The 17606-nt window shown below is 59.7% G+C and carries 15 protein-coding genes; 9 read left to right on the top strand and 6 right to left on the bottom strand.

Translation table 11 applies throughout. The annotated features are described in order from the left end of the window. Positions 1 to 4 precede the first annotated feature (4 nt). Both CAF65_RS08430 and CAF65_RS08435 read left to right on the top strand, forming a co-directional pair. Positions 5 to 1138, top strand: coding sequence for an FAD-binding oxidoreductase (locus CAF65_RS08430; RefSeq protein WP_085715878.1), 1134 nt, complete (start codon positions 5 to 7; stop codon positions 1136 to 1138). Between the two features lie 90 nt (positions 1139 to 1228). Beyond that, the gene (locus CAF65_RS08435) at positions 1229 to 1870 is read left to right on the top strand and encodes a transcriptional regulator (protein ID WP_085715879.1); all 642 of its coding nucleotides are present in this window, start codon (positions 1229 to 1231) and stop codon (positions 1868 to 1870) included. 115 nt (positions 1871 to 1985) lie between these two features. Here CAF65_RS08435 and CAF65_RS08440 read toward each other — a convergent pair whose 3' ends face one another. From CAF65_RS08440 to CAF65_RS08465, 6 genes are all read right to left on the bottom strand, one after another. Next, complete coding sequence (locus CAF65_RS08440; RefSeq protein WP_085715880.1) at positions 1986 to 2762, bottom strand: ABC transporter substrate-binding protein; 777 nt, start codon at positions 2760 to 2762, stop codon at positions 1986 to 1988. 278 nt (positions 2763 to 3040) lie between these two features. Beyond that, positions 3041 to 3493: a molybdopterin synthase catalytic subunit MoaE gene (moaE, locus tag CAF65_RS08445; RefSeq protein ID WP_007989960.1), complete on the bottom strand. Its 453-nt coding sequence runs from the start codon at positions 3491 to 3493 to the stop codon at positions 3041 to 3043. Between the two features lie 3 nt (positions 3494 to 3496). Next, positions 3497 to 3739 carry a molybdopterin converting factor subunit 1 gene (gene moaD, locus CAF65_RS08450; RefSeq protein WP_007989957.1) on the bottom strand — a complete coding sequence of 81 codons (243 nt, stop codon included), beginning with the start codon at positions 3737 to 3739 and terminating at the stop codon, positions 3497 to 3499. Next, the gene (gene moaC, locus CAF65_RS08455; protein ID WP_007972660.1) at positions 3736 to 4209 is read right to left on the bottom strand and encodes a cyclic pyranopterin monophosphate synthase MoaC; all 474 of its coding nucleotides are present in this window, start codon (positions 4207 to 4209) and stop codon (positions 3736 to 3738) included. The genes moaD and moaC overlap by 4 nt, the downstream gene beginning before the upstream one ends. Positions 4210 to 4369: 160 nt before the next feature. Continuing rightward, positions 4370 to 5764, bottom strand: coding sequence for a PhoH family protein (locus CAF65_RS08460; RefSeq protein ID WP_085715881.1), 1395 nt, complete (start codon positions 5762 to 5764; stop codon positions 4370 to 4372). A 352-nt stretch (positions 5765 to 6116) separates the two neighbouring features. Beyond that, complete coding sequence (locus tag CAF65_RS08465) at positions 6117 to 7241, bottom strand: polysaccharide deacetylase family protein (RefSeq protein WP_085715882.1); 1125 nt, start codon at positions 7239 to 7241, stop codon at positions 6117 to 6119. A 171-nt stretch (positions 7242 to 7412) separates the two neighbouring features. Between CAF65_RS08465 and yaaA the strand changes: the two genes are divergently transcribed. From yaaA to algG, 7 genes are all read left to right on the top strand, one after another. Further along, positions 7413 to 8192: a peroxide stress protein YaaA gene (gene yaaA / locus CAF65_RS08470; protein WP_085715883.1), complete on the top strand. Its 780-nt coding sequence runs from the start codon at positions 7413 to 7415 to the stop codon at positions 8190 to 8192. A gap of 811 nt (positions 8193 to 9003) precedes the next feature. Beyond that, a complete protein-coding gene (locus CAF65_RS08475) occupies positions 9004 to 10320 on the top strand; it encodes a nucleotide sugar dehydrogenase (protein ID WP_085715884.1) in 1317 nt (438 codons plus the stop codon). 95 nt (positions 10321 to 10415) lie between these two features. Next, on the top strand, positions 10416 to 11897 hold the full coding sequence (alg8, locus tag CAF65_RS08480) for a mannuronan synthase (RefSeq protein ID WP_085715885.1): 1482 nt from the start codon (positions 10416 to 10418) through the stop codon (positions 11895 to 11897). 36 nt (positions 11898 to 11933) lie between these two features. Beyond that, entirely contained in the window at positions 11934 to 13103 is a 1170-nt protein-coding gene (locus CAF65_RS08485) for an alginate biosynthesis protein Alg44 (protein ID WP_085715886.1), read from the top strand. Between the two features lie 9 nt (positions 13104 to 13112). Continuing rightward, on the top strand, positions 13113 to 14519 hold the full coding sequence (gene algK / locus CAF65_RS08490) for an alginate biosynthesis TPR repeat lipoprotein AlgK (RefSeq protein WP_085715887.1): 1407 nt from the start codon (positions 13113 to 13115) through the stop codon (positions 14517 to 14519). After that, positions 14516 to 15997: an alginate export family protein gene (locus CAF65_RS08495; RefSeq protein ID WP_085715888.1), complete on the top strand. Its 1482-nt coding sequence runs from the start codon at positions 14516 to 14518 to the stop codon at positions 15995 to 15997. Before algK ends, CAF65_RS08495 begins: the two co-directional genes overlap by 4 nt. 26 nt (positions 15998 to 16023) lie before the next feature. Next, positions 16024 to 17601, top strand: coding sequence for a mannuronan 5-epimerase AlgG (algG, locus tag CAF65_RS08500; protein WP_085716013.1), 1578 nt, complete (start codon positions 16024 to 16026; stop codon positions 17599 to 17601). The last annotated feature ends 5 nt before the right edge of the window (positions 17602 to 17606 follow it).

The following is a 17606-nucleotide window of genomic DNA, read 5'->3' on the forward strand; positions in this document are numbered from 1 at the left end:
GTTCATGAGCCAGGCAGATTTCATCATCATCGGCGGCGGGATTGCCGGTGCTTCCACGGGTTTCTGGCTGTCGCAGCACAACCGTGTGATCGTGCTCGAACGCGAATCCCATCCGGCCTATCACTCCACCGGCCGGTCGGCTGCGCTGTACACCGCCGCCTATGGCACCTCACAAGTGCGGGCGCTGACCCTGGCCAGCCGGGACTTTTTCGACAACCCGCCCAGCGGTTTCTGCGAACATCCGCTGCTGACCCCGCGCGGCGAAATGACCGTGGACTTCACCGGTGATCCGGACGAATTGAACCGGCAGTACCAGAGCGCAAAAACCACGGTGCCGGAGATGCAATTGCTCGGCGTCGACGAGGCTTGCGCGTTGGTGCCGATCCTGCGCCGGGAAAAGGTCCACGGCGCCATCTACGACCCGACCGCCAGTGACATCGACACCGATGCCCTGCATCAGGGTTATTTGCGCGGCATTCGTCGCAACCAGGGCGAAGTGCATACCGACAGCGAAGTCATCAGCCTGAGCCGCGACGGCCAAGGTGTATGGCACGTCCAGACCGGCACCCGGACCTTCAGCGCCCCGATCATCATCAACGCCGCCGGCGCCTGGGCCGACAAGATCGGCGAACTGGCCGGTGCGCAACCGCTGGGCCTGCAACCGAAACGCCGTGCCGCGTTCATCTTCGCCGGTCCGGAAGGCGTGGACATCCATCATTGGCCGATGCTGGTCAGCCTCGACGAATCCTTCTACATGAAACCCGACGCCGGGATGTTTCTCGGCTCGCCGGCCAACGCCGACCCGGTCGAACCCCACGATGTGCAACCCGAAGAGCTGGACATTGCCATGGGCATCTACCAGATCGAAGAGGCCACGACCCTGACCATTCGCCGCCCGACCCGTACCTGGGCCGGCCTGCGCAGCTTCGTCAGCGACGGCGATTTGTTGTCCGGCTTCGATCCACAGGTGCCGGGGCTGTTCTGGGTCGCGGCGCAAGGTGGCTATGGCATCCAGACGTCGCCAGCCATGGGCCAGGCCAGCGCGGCACTGGTGCGCGGTGCGGCGCTGCCCGAGTCGCTCGGCCGTTTCGGCCTGAGCGCCGAAATGCTCTCCCCTGCCCGCCTCGACCGATCCTGATCCTCATCCTCAGGTGACGTACCCACACGATTACGGCACACTTTCAGCGCCCCTTTGATGGGGCGTTGACGCTGCCTGGAGCTCCATCAAATGAACGCCCCCGAAAAAGACTCGGCCCTGGACGACACGTCCCTGGATAACTTCCACGCGATCGCCGACGCTATCGCCACGTTGTTTTTCCCCCACGCCGAAGTGGTGCTGCACGACCTGCGCACGCAAAAGGTCGACTACATCGCCAACAACCTGTCCAAGCGGGAAATCGGCGACGACTCGGCGCTCGAAGACATGCTCAGCGACGATGTCAGCGAACGGAATATCGGGCCGTACGAAAAGCTCAATTGGGATGGACAGAAGATTCGCAGCCTTAGCACCGTCCTGCGCGACAGCGAGGGGCATCCGCTGGCCGTGCTGTGTATCAACCTGAATATTTCGCTGTTCGAAAATGCCAAGGCCGCCCTGGATCTGTTCCTGTCGCCGACCAAGCTGATCCCGCAACCGGACGCACTGTTCCGCGACGACTGGCAGGAGCGGATCAACACCTTCCTCCACGCCTGGCTGCGAGAGCGCCAGTTGAGCCTGAATCTGCTGACCCGCGACCACAAGCGTGAGCTGGTGCTGGCGTTGCACGCCGAAGGCGCGTTCAAGGGCAAAAGCTCATCGAACTACGTGGCCAATGTGCTGAACATGGGCCGGGCGACGGTGTACAAGCATTTGAAGGAGTTGAAGGGCTAGGCCCTGAGATTTGCACTAACTGGGCGGCCTCTTGGCGAGCAGGCTCGCTCCCACATCTGATCTGCGGCGTTCACAAATCCCCTGTGGGAGCGAGCCTGCTCGCGAAGGCGTTTTATCAATCGCCGTAGATATCAGACTTGAAGTACTTCTCGGAAATCTTCTGGTACTCACCACTGGCACGAATGCCATCAATGGCCGTGTTCAGCTCGCTGACCAGTTCGGTATTGCCCTTGCGCACGGCAATCCCGGCCCCCTCGCCCACATATTTCGGATCTTTCAGCTCCGGCCCGACAAAGGCATAACCCTGGCCACGCGGCATCGACAGAAAGTCATTGAGCGGAATGGTGTCGGCAAAAATCGCATCGAGTCGACCGGCCGCCAGGTCCATGTAGATTTCTTCGTTGTTGCTGTAGCGCTTGACGTTGATGCCCTTGGGCTCGAACACCTCAGTGGCGTAACGGTCGGTGGTGGTGGCGCGCTGCACGCCGACGGTCTTGCCCTTGAGGCTGGCGTACTGGTCATCCACCACCGCGCCATCCTTCATTACAAGGCGCGACGAGGTGAAATAGTACTTGTGGGTGAAGTCCACCGACTTCTTGCGGTCTTCGTTAATGGTCATGGACGACAGCGCCATGTCGATTTTCTTCACCTTCAGGGAAGGAATCAGACCGTCGAACTCGCCTTCGACCCACACACACTTGACCTTCATCTGCGCGCACAGGGCATTGCCGATGTCATAGTCGAAACCGACGATTTCGCCTTTATCGGTTTTCGAGGCGAACGGAGGGTAAGCTGCTTCAATGCCGATGCGCAGGGTTTTCTCGGCGGCAAACACAGAACTGCACGCCAACAGGCTCAGGGCCAGACCGGTGATGAGGGGGAACTTCTTCATGTTCGTTTCTCGCGGGTTGTTGTTGGTTTGGCAAGACAGAAGAAAAAGCTGAAACGGGTGGAACCTTTTTTGTACTTATAATTCCATCTTGGACTTTTATGTATTGGCCGTCAATCGGGCAAATGCAGCTCGCACAGGCCGATGGTCGGGAGATGAATCAGCAGGATTTTTGCTATTGCGGATGACGCCTTCGCGAGCAGGCTCGCTCCCACAGGGGAATGCGCTCAACTGTTGGAGCGAGCCTGCTGGCGAAGACTTAATTGAAAACGCCGCAGGAATTACTGCTTCCAGCGATCCGCCGCCGCATGATCGCTGTCACGGCCCTCGACCCAACGCGGCCCATCGCTGGTGTTTTCTTTCTTCCAGAACGGTGCGCGGGTTTTCAGGTAATCCATGACAAAGGCGCAGGCGTCGAATGCCGCCTGACGATGGGCACTGGCGGCGCCAACGAAGACGATCGGCTCGCCCGGCTCCAGGGCGCCAATGCGGTGCAGCACTTCCAGCTTGAGCAACGGCCAGCGTTGTTCGGCCTCGATGGCGATCTTGCCGAGGGCTTTTTCGGTCATGCCTGGATAGTGTTCGAGGAACATCCCGGCCACGTCGAGGCCGTCATTGAAGTCGCGCACGTAGCCGACAAAACTCACCACCGCGCCAACGCCAACATTGGCATCGTGCATGGCGTTGACTTCGGCCCCCGGGTCGAACGCGGTGGACTGCACGCGAATCGCCATGCCTCAGCCTCCGGTCACGGTCGGAAAGAACGCCACTTCATCACCCTCGCTCACCGGCTCATCGAGCTGGCAGAGGTCTTCGTTGCGGGCGCACATCAGGTTTTGCTCGCTCAATACCTCGGCACCGTCACGCTGGGCCAGCAGTGCCCGGACATCGTCGACGGTGGCGAAATCGCCTTGGACCTTCACCGAGTCCAGCCCCAGCGCTTCACGATAACGAGCGAAAAACTTAACGGTCACGTTCATGGCTGCTCCGCCTGGAAATGTCCGCTCTTGCCGCCGACCTTCTCCAGCAGACGCACACTTTCGATGGTCATGCCGCGGTCCACGGCCTTGCACATGTCGTAGATGGTCAGCGCGGCGACGCTGGCAGCGGTCAGGGCTTCCATTTCGACACCGGTTTGCCCGGACAGCTTGCAGCGCGCCACGATACGCACCGAGTCATCGCCTTCGGCACTGAGTTCGACCTTGACGCCGGTCAGCATCAGCGGATGGCACAGGGGAATCAGATCGCTGGTTTTCTTCGCCGCCTGGATGCCGGCAATACGCGCCACGGCAAACACATCACCCTTGGGGTGACCGCCACTGACGATCATCTGCAGGGTCTCGGGCAGCATGCGCACCAGCGCTTGGGCCGTCGCCTCACGGAACGTCACGGCTTTTTCAGTGACGTCGACCATGTTGGCGCGACCTTGGGAATCGAGATGAGTCAGCACGGGATTACTCCTGATCAGGAGCATCGATTGTAAACCTGCGGGTCAATTTTTCGCACGCTTGATTATCAGGTCACCACCATCCCTTGCTCGCTCCTGCAAGGGATTTGTGTTGTGCATAAAAAACCGGGCGGCTGTGAAGCCGCCCGGCTCCGGTGGACAGTTACAGATGCGATTCGGCGTATTCGGCCAGGATCGAACGTGGCACCCCTTGCAGGGTGATGTGCACCCCGTTCGGGAAGTCCTTGAAGCGTTCAGTGAGGTAGGTCAGCCCGGAGCTGGTCGCGGACAGGTAAGGGGTATCGATCTGCGCCAGGTTGCCCAGGCACACCACTTTGGAACCGGCGCCGGCACGGGTGATGATGGTTTTCATCTGGTGCGGCGTGAGGTTCTGGCATTCGTCGATCAGGATCAGGCTCTGCTGGAAGCTGCGGCCCCGGATGTAATTGAGGGATTTGAACTGCAACGGCACTTTGCTGAGGATGTAGTCGACGCTGCCATGGGTGCTTTCGTCATCCATGTGCAAGGCTTCGAGGTTGTCGGTGATGGCACCCAGCCAAGGCTCCATTTTTTCCGCCTCGGTGCCGGGCAGGAAGCCGATTTCCTGGTCCAGACCCTGCACGCTACGGGTGGCGATGATGCGGCGATAGCGCTTGCTGACCATGGTCTGCTCAATCGCAGCGGCCAGCGCCAGGATGGTTTTACCCGAGCCTGCGGCACCCGACAGGTTGACCAGGTGGATGTCTGGATCGAGCAAGGCGTACAACGCCAGGCTCTGATAGATATCACGCGGCTTCAGGCCCCAGGCCTCCTGGTGCAGCAGCGGTTCCTGGTGCAAGTCGAGGATCAACAAACGGTCTTCTTCAATCTCCTTGATCCAGCCGACAAAGCCCTGCTCATCAATGATGAACTCATTGATGTGCACCGCCGGAAGGTTGTCGATCAACTGCACCTGGTGCCAGGTGCGGCCGTGGTCCTGACGGGTTTCGACCTTGCTTACGCGGTCCCAGAAAGAGCCGGTCATGTTGTGGTAGCCATTGGGCAGCAAGGACACGTCGTCGACCAGTTGGTCGGTGCTGTAGTCCTCGGCCTCGATCCCGCAGGCGCGCGCCTTGAGGCGCATGTTGATGTCTTTTGTGACCAGCACCACGGGCTTCTTCGGGTCGCGCGCGTGCAGGTCGATCAGCTGGTTGATGATTTTGTTGTCATTGAGGTGCTCGGGCAGAATCAGGTTCGGCTCGGCATTCCTGCTCATCAGAATTGACAGCAAACCCTTGGGTCCGCTTTTGCCACGCTGGATCGGCACACCCTGCTCGACGTCCTCGGGTGAGGCATCGCCCAGTGTCTTGTCGATCAGCCGGATGGCCTGGCGGCATTCTGCGGCAACGCTGTGAGGCCCGCTCTTGAGCTTGTCGAGCTCTTCAAGCACGGTCATCGGGATCGCTACGTGGTGTTCTTCGAAGTTGAGCAGCGCGTTTGGATCGTGAATCAATACGTTGGTATCGAGTACATAAAGGATTGGCTGGTTGGAAGAAGAGCTACGTCCGTGATCATCCATACTCGGTCACCTTTGTGGGAGCCAGTCGACGCAATACCTTGACGGTGCTGCGCCTCGAAGGGCCGCCGAACTTCACCCCGCACTACCTACTAAAAGCAGGACGCAAGTGAACTGCATCAAGCATGGGTCTTGGGAGACGCCACCTGTGTTGCAGGTTTCGGCGGTCTGTCTTCGTAATACTCCAAAACGTGTGACAGAAAAAAGTACTTTGACGCTTTTTTGAAGTTTATTTTTCAGAATGACCAATAACACTTGGCGGACTGCCATCACCCGTTTACAGTCGGAGATCAACCTGCAGTGAAATCCCGCTTAAAATCGCTCCATCCCCAATGTTTACTGGCTTTCGCCGCTTTCAGCGAAACGCATCCTGACAGTCTTCCCAGCCGATCCCGACCGGTGCCGTTTGCGTGACCAGCCACGGCAACGCCGTTTTCACGCCATCCTGCTTCGCATTGAAATTGATTACCCCATGCCGCCACAGCAACATCAGGGTCAGCACCCGTTGCGCACTCTGGTTGCCTTTGAGTTTGCCGGCGCCGTCCTGGGCGTCGATGTCCCATAGCGCTACCTGCAAACCCTGAGCCTTGAAGAACCCTTCGGCATCGGAACGGCGCTGACCATCGGGCGGACGGAACAGTGGCACGTAGTTCTCCGGCAGCTTGCTCTTGACCAATTCGGCGCTGCGGCGCACCGAGTCCTGCCAGTCCTGCCAGTGGCTGTGGGAACGGAACTCCCAGCCTTGCACGCCGATGCACTGGGTCGAATAGGTCGCTTGCAGGTTACTCACCGAATGCTCTGCCAAACGGGCCTGGATGTCCTTGCCGAGAACGAAGAACGTCCCGCTCATGTTTGACTTGCGCAGGTACTCGGTGACCCAGGCCGTATTGTCCGGTGTGGCGTTGGCGGCGCTGTCGAAGGTCAGCAGAAACAGCCGGTCATGCATCTCGTCGCCGGTGCGCTCATAGTCGCCAAAACGATCGACTTCGCTGCTGGTTTGCGGGAACAGCGCAGCCTTGCGCAATTGTTCGTCCAGGTACTGGGTGTGGAACACACGGCTCGGCTCGGCCCACTTGATGTAGTAGCTGTCTGCACTGATCTGGAACTTGGCAGCTTGCTCGCGCAGGGTAGGCATGTCTTCGACCAGAAAACAGAAAGAGGCATCCTGGTCGCAACTCTGTTGGGCGTAGTTGTAGTTGGTCAGCAGCCGTTGCCACATGCGCTGGCGAACCCGGTTGACCGACTCCAGATTGATCCTGCGCAGGCCCAGGCGCTGGGCCAGGGCGGGTTCTTCCAGCGACTCGCTGGCCAACAGGACACTGGAAAACATGAGGATCTCGGCCCTCGACGCCACATCGAATAGCGTCGGGTTGCCGAGTTTTTCCGGCCAGGTGCTGCGATCGAGCGTCGCCACATCGCCCGGTGCGGCGATGGCGCCGAAGCTCAGTAGCCAGATCGAGATGAGAAAAGCGATACGCAATGGGATGTCTCCATAACCAAACCCGCGCGGCACTATAGCCGATCCGATCTGTATTCCCGCACTCCCACAGGGTTTGGTGCAAAGCCACCGGCCATCACCTATGGACGCGATAGCTGGAGTCAACGCCGGCAACCCCCTAGAATCGCCGCCACGATTAAAGGAGACGACTTCATGCTGATGGTGATTTCACCCGCCAAGACCCTCGACTATGAAACACCGCCGGCGACCCAGCGCTTCACCCAGCCGCAGTACCTCGACCATTCCCAGGAGCTGATCCTGCAATTGCGCGAGTTGTCCCCGGCACAGATCAGCGAATTGATGCACGTTTCCGACAAGATCGGCGGGCTCAACGCTGCGCGTTTTGGCAGCTGGACGCCCGCATTCACCCCGGAAAACGCCAAGCAGGCACTGCTGGCCTTCAAAGGCGACGTGTACACCGGCCTGGATGCGCAAACCTTCAGCGAAGCCGATTTCGACTATGCCCAACAGCATTTGCGCATGTTGTCCGGCCTGTACGGACTGCTGCGCCCGCTGGACCTGATGCAACCCTATCGCCTGGAAATGGGTACCAGACTGGCCAACGCCCGGGGTAAGGACTTGTATGCTTTCTGGGGCACACGCATCAGCGAATGGCTGAACGAAGCCCTGGTCGATCAGGGCGATGACGTGCTGCTCAACCTGGCGTCCAACGAGTACTTCTCGGCGGTCAAACGCAACGCCTTGAACGCGCGAATCATCAATACCGAATTCAAGGACCTGAAGAACGGTCAGTACAAGATCATCAGCTTCTACGCGAAAAAGGCCCGCGGCATGATGAGCCGCTTCGTCATCGAAGAACGCATCAACGATCCGGCCGCCCTCAAGCAGTTCGACGTGCAAGGCTATCGCTACAGCGCCGAACAATCCAAACCGGACAATCTGGTGTTCCTGCGCGATCACGCACCAGAGTGATGCATCCAGTCGGCGCACGACTTCCCCCAACCCTCGCGCGCCGACCTTGGATTCACTTCAGACTTTCCCGCCATATTCGCCATTTTTATGGCGCCAAAAATACACCACTCGATTTCTTAACTTTAGTTTCACTCGACTTCAATCATTTTTTTGCGTAGTGGCACTGACTTTTTTTAACAGTAGTGGCAAAAAACTATCCGCTCCAATTATCCGCCTATATATAAAGGGCGAAACGGCAAGTGCTATCAATATGAGAGCAGTGCCATCTTTCTCAATATTTCAAAAAATTTCAGTTTTCACGATGAGCGGGCTGGAACTATGTCCAAACGCGCCGTTCATACCACCGGTAACGATTCTCGCCGAGCTTGTACGAGATAACTTACGCAGATAAGCGATTCGTGTAGCGAAGTTGTAATAATAACTTATGCCGACCAATCACTGATTTGGACAACAGCAAGCGGACAGGAGATAACGCGATATGACTATCCCCTACAAGGCCAAGGCAGCGCCCCTACAATCGTGCTCACCCGAGCACCAGACCGCTTGATCCACGGGCTTTCGGCCTGAAATCAGGCGTGCAAGACCTTTGCATCTGGATCTTTTGAAAAGAGGATCGGCTGCATAACAGGGCAAATCATAATAACAAGGCCTAGTTGCGCACACCTTGAGTGCATTTATTTAGACACTCGTAACTTATATGCCAGCACGCGGCATCATTGTGCCTGTAAGGCGCACTTGCGAGTGCACTATCACCGCTGAACACCATTAACTCCGGCCATTTAATGGCTTGATCAATACAGAGGTAATTGCGATGCGCATCAGCATTTTCGGTTTGGGTTACGTCGGCGCAGTATGTGCCGGTTGCCTGTCTGCACGGGGTCATGACGTCGTTGGCGTCGATGTGGCCAAAGACAAGATCGACATGATCAATGCCGGCAAATCGCCGATTGTTGAACCTGGCTTGGGCGAACTTCTGGCCCAGGGCATCCAGACCGGTCGCCTGCGTGGCACCACCAACTTCGCCGAAGCGATTCGCGACACCGACCTGTCGATGATCTGCGTGGGCACGCCGAGCAAAAAGAACGGCGACCTGGAACTGAACTACATCGAGGCAGTGTGCCGCGAAATCGGTTTCGTCCTGCGTGACAAGACCACCCGCCACACCATCGTCGTGCGCAGCACCGTGCTGCCGGGTACCGTGGCCAACGTGGTCATCCCGATCCTCGAAGACTGCTCCGGCAAAAAGGCCGGTGTTGATTTCGGCGTGGCCGTGAACCCTGAGTTCCTGCGCGAAAGCACCGCCATAGCCGACTACGACCAGCCGCCAATGACCGTCATCGGCGAATTCGACAAAGCGTCCGGCGACGTTCTGCAATCGCTGTACGAAGAGCTCGACGCCCCGATCATCCGCAAGGACATCGCGGTCGCCGAGATGATCAAGTACACCTGCAACGTGTGGCACGCCACCAAGGTCACCTTCGCCAACGAAATCGGCAACATCGCCAAGGCAGTCGGCGTCGACGGCCGCGAAGTGATGGACGTGGTCTGCCAGGACAAGACCCTCAACCTGTCCCAGTACTACATGCGCCCGGGTTTCGCCTTCGGCGGTTCGTGCCTGCCCAAAGACGTGCGTGCCCTGACCTACCGCGCCGGCTCCCTGGACGTGGAAGCCCCGTTGCTCAACTCGCTGATGCGCAGCAACGAATCCCAGGTGCAGAACGCTTTCGACATCGTTTCCAGCCACGACAAACGCAAAGTCGCCCTGCTGGGCCTGAGCTTCAAGGCCGGCACCGACGACCTGCGCGAAAGCCCGCTGGTCGACCTGGCGGAAATGCTGATCGGCAAGGGCTATGACCTGAGCATCTACGACAGCAACGTCGAGTACGCCCGCGTTCACGGCGCCAACAAGGACTACATCGAGTCGAAGATCCCTCACGTCTCGTCCTTGCTCAACGCCGACTTCGACGCGGTGATCAACAACTCCGACGTGATCATCCTCGGCAACCGCGACGAGAAATTCCGCGCGCTGGTGCAGGAAGTTCCACAGGGCAAGCAAGTGATCGACCTGGTCGGTTTCATGTCCAAGGCCACCAGCACCACTGGCCGCGCCGAAGGTATCTGCTGGTAAAGCAGCCGCAAGCTTCAAGCTCCAAGCCGCAAGTTCAAAGCTCCTCGCTTGGGGCTTGAAGCTTGGGGCTTGCAACTGACTTTAGGATTCCGATTATGCACAGGCTAAAACACGGCCTACTCCAGGCCGCCGGTTGGCTGTTCTACCTGAGTTTACTGATGGGCCTCGCCATGGCGTTGCCCGTGTCCACGTTCGACTCCGAGTCGAAGGACTTCATTTTCCTGATTGGCGCCGTGGGTATCTGGCGCTACTCGATGGGTGCCACCCACTTTGTGCGCGGCATGATTTTTCTGTACATCGTCTACCCGTACCTGCGGCGCAAAGTGCGCAAGCTGGGCAAAGCGGCTGACCCGTCCCACGTGTTTCTGATGGTCACCAGTTTCCGCATCGACGCCCTGACCACTGCGCAGGTCTACAGCTCGGTGATCCGCGAAGCGATCGACTGCGGCCTGCCGACCACTGTGGTCTGCTCCATCGTGGAAATGTCCGATGAGCTGCTGGTGAAGAGCCTGTGGAACCGGATGAACCCGCCGTCCCGGGTCAAGCTCGACTTCGTGCGCATTCCCGGCACCGGCAAACGCGATGGCCTGGCCTTCGGTTTCCGCGCCATCTCCCGTCACCTGCCGGACGACCGTGCCGTGGTGGCCGTGATCGATGGCGACACCGTGCTCGGCGAAGGCGTGGTGCGCAAGACCGTGCCATGGTTCCAGTTGTTCGGCAATGTCGGCGGCCTGACCACCAACGAGTTCTGCGAAGTGCGTGGCGGCTACATCATGAGCGAATGGCACAAGCTGCGTTTCGCCCAGCGCCACATCAACATGTGCTCGATGGCCCTGTCCAAGCGCGTGCTGACCATGACCGGCCGCATGTCGGTGTTTCGCGCCACCGTGGTCACCAACCCGGACTTCATCGCCGACGTGGAAAGCGACTCGCTGCAACATTGGCGCCTGGGTCGCTTCAAGTTCCTTACCGGCGATGACAAGTCGAGCTGGTTCAGCCTGATGCGCCTGGGCTACGACACCTTCTACGTGCCCGACGCGGCGATCAACACCGTTGAACACCCGCCGGAAAAGAGCTTCATCAAGGCCAGCCGCAAACTGATGTTCCGCTGGTACGGCAACAACCTGCGGCAGAACTCCCGTGCCCTGGGCCTGGGGATCAAACGCCTCGGCGTGTTCACTTCGGTGGTGCTGTTCGACCAGCGCGTGTCGATGTGGACCTCGCTGCTGGGCCTGACCGTGGCACTGATCGCCAGCTTCAAGTACGGCACCGCGTTCATCCTGGTGTACCTGCTGTGGATCGGCATTACCCGCCTGATCCTGACCGTGCTGCTGTCCTGCTCCGGACACCGGATCGGCCCGGCCTACCCGGCGATTCTCTATTACAACCAGATCGTCGGCGCGCTGGTGAAGATCTACGTGTTCTTCCGCCTCGACCAACAATCCTGGACTCGCCAGCCCACTTCTCTGACCCGTGATCTCGCCAGCTTTCAACGTTGGTTCAACACCTGGTCGTCTCGGACCATGACCTTCTCTGCCGGCAGCATCTTTGTCGCCGTGCTGCTGTTGATGGTCTGACCGCCCCCTTATTGAATTAACCAGGAAATCGCCTTTATGAATACCGCCGTCAACGCCAACGTAGTGCATGAATCCGAAGCCCAGCGCCAACACGCCCGAGTGAAAATCCCGGCCAAGTTGCGTTTCTTCGGCCCTGACCGGACACCGGTCGAAGCCCGGGTGATCGACCTGTCCGCCGGTGGCCTGGCGTTCAACGCCGGTCAATTGCCGCTGAAAATGGGTGACGTGTACAAGGCCCGCCTGCAATTCGTCATCGACAACCTCGGCCTGGCCATGGACGTCGAGTTGCAGATCCGCTCCTTCGATCGCGAGACCGGACGCGCCGGCTGCCAGTTCCAGAACCTGGAACCACGGGACATCTCGACCCTGCGCCACCTGATCACTTCGCACCTGGCCGGCGACATCGTCAGCGTGGGTGAAATGCTCGCGACCCTGCAGCGCGACAACTTCACCAAGGCGCGCAAGGTCAAGGACGGCGGCCATGGCATGACCGCGTTCGGACGCATGAAAGCCGTGACCTTCAGCCTGGGGGTCTTCGTGGTTGGCCTGGCAGCTTTCGGCTTTGTTTTCAAATCGGTGTACGGCATGTACTTCGTCAGCCACGCCCAGGCCGGCCTGGTCAGCGTGCCTGGCGTGAACATCACCATGCCTCGCGACGGTACCGTGCAGAGCCTGGTGAAAGCCGACGGCGTGGCCGCCAAAGGCGCACCGCTGGCGACCTTCAGCACCAGCATGCTCGACGTGCTCAAGGGCCATCTGGACGAAGACCAACTGCAACCGGCCAAGGTTGAAGAGCTGTTCGGCAAACAAATGACCGGCACGCTGACCTCGCCTTGCGACTGCACCGTAGCCCAGCAAATGGTCGCCAACGGCCAATACGCCAGCAAGGGTGACGTGATCTTCCAACTGGTGCCGCGCAACAGCGAAGCCAACGTAGAAGCGCGTTTCTCCTATCGCCAGTTCAGCGACGTGCGCCCGGGTACTTCGGTGCGCTTCCAGATCGCCGGTGAAGACCACTCTCGCACCGGCAAGATCGTCAGCAGCACCAGCCTGAAAAGTGCCGACCTGTCCTCCGACATCCGCGTGCTGATCCAGCCGGACGAAACCCTGGACAGCTCCCTCGCCGGTCGCCCGGTGGAAGTGAACAGCGACCGCGGCCCGAACCTGAACTGGCTGATCGACAAAGCCATGGCTGTTGGTCTTTAAGTCGAGGAAATGCCCGTGACTAGTCCACTCAGAATCCTGCCGGTCCCACTGACCCTGGCCATGGCTATTGCCCTGGCCGGTTGCGCCGGCCTCCCCGACCAGCGCCTGGCCAACGAAGCGCTCAAACGCGGTGATACCGTCACCGCGGCGCAGAATTACCGGCAACTGGCGGACCTGGGCTACAGCGAAGCCCAGGTCGGTCTGGCCGACATCCAGGTCGACAGCCGTGACCCGGCGCAGATGAAACAGGCTGAGGCGACTTACCGCGCCGCGGCCAGCGTTTCGCCGCGCGCCCAGGCACGCCTCGGTCGTCTGCTGGTGGCCAAGCCCGGCTCCACCGAGGCCGAGCAGCACGAAGCCGAAACCCTGTTGAAAAAAGCCGCCGCTGCGGGCGAAGGCAACACGCTGATCCCGCTGGCAATGCTGTACCTGCAATACCCACATAGCTTTCCCAACGTGAATGCACAGCAGCAAATCAGCCAATGGCGTGCCGAGAACAAACCGGAAGCCGGTCTGGCGCAAGTACTGCTCTATCGCACCCAGGGCACCTATGACCAGCATCTGGATGATGTGGAAAAAATCTGCAAGGCCGCGCTCAACACCAATGACATCTGCTACGTCGAGCTGGCCACGGTCTATCAGAAACAGGCCAAGCCTGAGCAACAGGCCGAACTGATCAAACAGCTGCAAGCGGCTCACGCTCGCGGCACCGTTTCGGCGCAGCGCGTCGACAGCGTTGCTCGCGTGCTCGCTGACTCGTCCCTGGGCAAGACCGACGAGAAAACCGCACAGTCGCTGCTCGAACCGATCGCACCAGGCTACCCGGCCTCGTGGGTATCCCTCGCGCAACTGCTCTACGACTTCCCCGAACTGGGCGACGTCGACCAGATGATGAAGTACCTGGACAACGGCCGCGCCGCCGACCAGCCCCGCGCCGAGCTGTTGCTGGGCAAGCTCTACTACGAAGGCAAACTGGTGCCGGCTGACGCCAAGGTCGCCGAAGCGCACTTCCAGAAAGCCGTCGGCCGCGAAGTCGCCGCCGATTACTACCTCGGCCAGATCTATCGCCGTGGCTACCTGGGCAAGGTCTATCCGCAGAAAGCGCTCGACCATCTGTTGACCGCTGCGCGCAACGGCCAGAACAGCGCCGACTTCGCCATCGCCCAACTGTTTTCCCAAGGCAAGGGCACCAAGCCTGATCCGCTCAACGCCTATGTCTTCAGCCAACTGGCCCTGACCCAGAACACTGCGCAAGCCACCGAGCTTGCGCAAACAATCCAAACGCAACTGCCGCCTGACCGGCTGGCCGAGGCCCAACGCCTGTTGAAACAAGAACAGGCCGTGCGCGGTGCCCTGAGCCCGAACACGCCGGAACTGAAAGCCCTGCAAGACGAAGACGGCGAGGAATCCCTATGAAGCTCAATCCATTCATGAAGGCCGGCATTGGCCTGACATTCGCGCTGATCTGGTCCTGCCCGACGCTTGCTGCGATCACTGAAACCAAGAACTTTGGCCTCGAAGTGAAAATCACCGGTCAGTCCGAAGACGACCGCGACCTCGGCACCGCCCCCGGTGGCGACGTCAATGGCGTCGGCCTCGACCTGCGCCCTTGGGTCTACGGCGAAAGCGGCGCATGGAGCGCCTACGCCATGGGTCAGGCGGTGACGTCCACCGACATCATCGAGACCGACACCCTGCAACAGTCCGATGGTGCCCAGAGCACTAACAACAGTGATCGCGAGACCAAGAAAAACTACCTGGCGATGCGCGAATTCTGGGTCGGCTACAGCGGCTTCACGCCCTACCCCGGCGAGATCCTCAAGCTCGGTCGCCAACGCCTGCGCAATGACGACGGCCAATGGCGCGACACCAACATCGAAGCCTTGAACTGGACTTTCGATACCACCCTGCTGCGCGCCAACGTCGGTATCGCCGAACGCTTCAGCGAGTACCGCACCGACCTCAAGGAACTGGCACCGAAAGACAAGGATCGCCTGCACGCCTACGCCGATGCCGCGTATCAGTGGACACCCGGCAACTGGGTGGGCATTCGCGGTCATCACACCCATGACAACGGCAAGCTCGACTTCCCGGAGCCAGGTGTACCGGCCGATTCGCTGGACAAAAAACAGAACGGCGACATCAGCTGGATCGGCCTGACCGCCGACAGTGATGCCTACAACTGGCGCAACACCAACACGGTCAACTACTGGGGCAGCATCACTGGCATGCGCGGCGACACCGACACGGTCAACCCGCTGAATGCCGATGGCACACGCCCGACCGAAGCCAAGCACGGTGATGATCTTAACGGTTGGGCCACCGACGTCGGCGTGCGTTTGCGCCTCGACCCGCAATGGCAAGTCGGTGCCGCCTATGCCCGCGCCAGCGCCGAGTACCAACAGAACGGCCTGGAAAGCAATCGCTCGAACTACACCGGCACCCGCTCGCGGGTACACCGTTTCGGCGAAGCCTTCCGTGGCGAAATGAACAACATGCAGACCGCCACCCTGTTCGGTTCGTGGATGCTCAACGACGAATACGACGCCAGCCTGATCTACCACAAGTTCTGGCGCGTCGACGGCAACAAGCCGGTCGGCAGCAATGGCATCAACGCCGTCGAAAACAACACCGACGACGTGACTGGCGCAATCCTCTCCAGCACTTCGCTGCCGCTGAACGATGGCGAAAAAGACCTCGGTCAGGAGATGGACCTGGTGGTCACCAAGTACTTCAAGCAAGGCCTGTTGCCGGCGGCGCTGAGCCAGTCCATCGATGAGCCTTCGGCCCTGGTGCGCTTCCGTGGCGGTGTGTTCAAGCCGGGCGATGCCTACGGCAAGGAAGTCGATTCGTACATGCACCGCGCATTCATCGACGTGATCTGGCGCTTCTGATGCAAACCGCGAAGGGAGTGCCCGACATGAACAATTCGAAGCGAGGTTCGCTCACCTTGTTGGCCGGCGCGATGCTGCTGGCAAGCTCGGCCGCCTTCGCCAATGTAGAGCCGGCCAAACCGGCACACGCGGCCACCATCGCCAAGGAACTGCAACAGGCCAAGACCTACACCGTCAGCAGCGCGCCGACCGCGCCGCTGGAACTGGCCAAGCCGAAACTGCCGGACGTTTCCGGCTACAACGCCGAGGCCATCGCCGCGAAAATCGTGCGCAGCAAGGCCGGCAAGATCAGCGTGCGCCGGATGATGCAGGAAGACGCCCTGAAGGACTTCATCGGCGGCGACAACAAGATGGCCGAGTGGGTGGTGCGTCAGCATGGCATCCCACAGGCGATCTTCGTCGACGACGGCTACATGAACCTCAAGGACCTGGCGAAGAAGCAACCCAAATACGTCATCGAAACCGCGCCTGGAGTTTATCTGGCGAAGTTGCCGATCGTGGTCGGTCGCCACGGCATCCTGGAAATCGACAAGCAGACCCAGGAACTGCGCCTGTCCCAGGAGGCCGGTTCGTTCCTGGTCAACGACGGTCAGTTGTTCGTGCGCGACACCAAAATCACCGGCTGGCGCGAGAAGGACAACGGCCCGGCGACGTTCAACTCGCCGAAGGAATTCCGTCCGTTCCTGCTGGCCTGGGGCGGCACCGAGACTTACATCGCCAACAGCAAGATCGCCAGTTTCGGCTACGCCAACAGTAAGTCCTATGGCGTAAGTATTTCCCAGTACACGCCGAACATGGCCAAGGTGCTCAAGCGTCCTGAACCGACCGGCTGGATCGTCGGCTCCGAATTCTCGGACATGTGGTACGGCTTCTACTGCTATGAAACCCGCGACTTCGTGGTCAAGGGCAACACCTACAAAGACAACATCGTCTACGGCATCGACCCGCACGACCGTTCCCACGGCCTGATCATCGCTGACAACACGGTGTTCGGGACCAAGAAGAAGCACGGGATCATTATTTCCCGTGAGGTCAACGACAGCTTCATCTTCAACAACCGCAGCTACGACAACAAGCTGTCGGGCCTGGTGATCGACCGTAACAGCGTGAACAACCTGATCGCCCACAACGAGATCTACCAGAACCACACCGACGGCATCACCCTCTACGAGAGTGCCGACAACCTGCTGTGGGGCAACCGTGTGCTGAGCAACAAGCGCCACGGCATCCGCATTCGTAACAGCGTGAACATTCGCCTCTACGAAAACGTCGCCATGGCCAACGGCCTGACCGGCGTCTACGGCCACATCAAAGACCTGAGCAACACCGACCGTGACATCAAGCTCGACCCGTTCGACGCCCAGGTGTCGCTGATCGTGGTCGGCGGTGAGCTGGCGGCCAACGGCAGCGGGCCGCTGTCCATCGACTCGCCACTGAGTGTCGAGCTGTATCGCGTGTCGATGCTCGCACCGGCCAAATCCAGCGGCATCAGCTTCACCGGCATCCTTGGCGAGCGCCAGGATGAAATTCTCGACCTGCTGGTGCGCCAGCAGAAAGCCGTGCTGATCGACCCTGTCGAACGCCAGACCGAAATGCGGGACTGAGGATA

The organism is Pseudomonas sp. B28(2017) (genome assembly GCF_002113025.1).
GTDB lineage: Bacteria > Pseudomonadota > Gammaproteobacteria > Pseudomonadales > Pseudomonadaceae > Aquipseudomonas.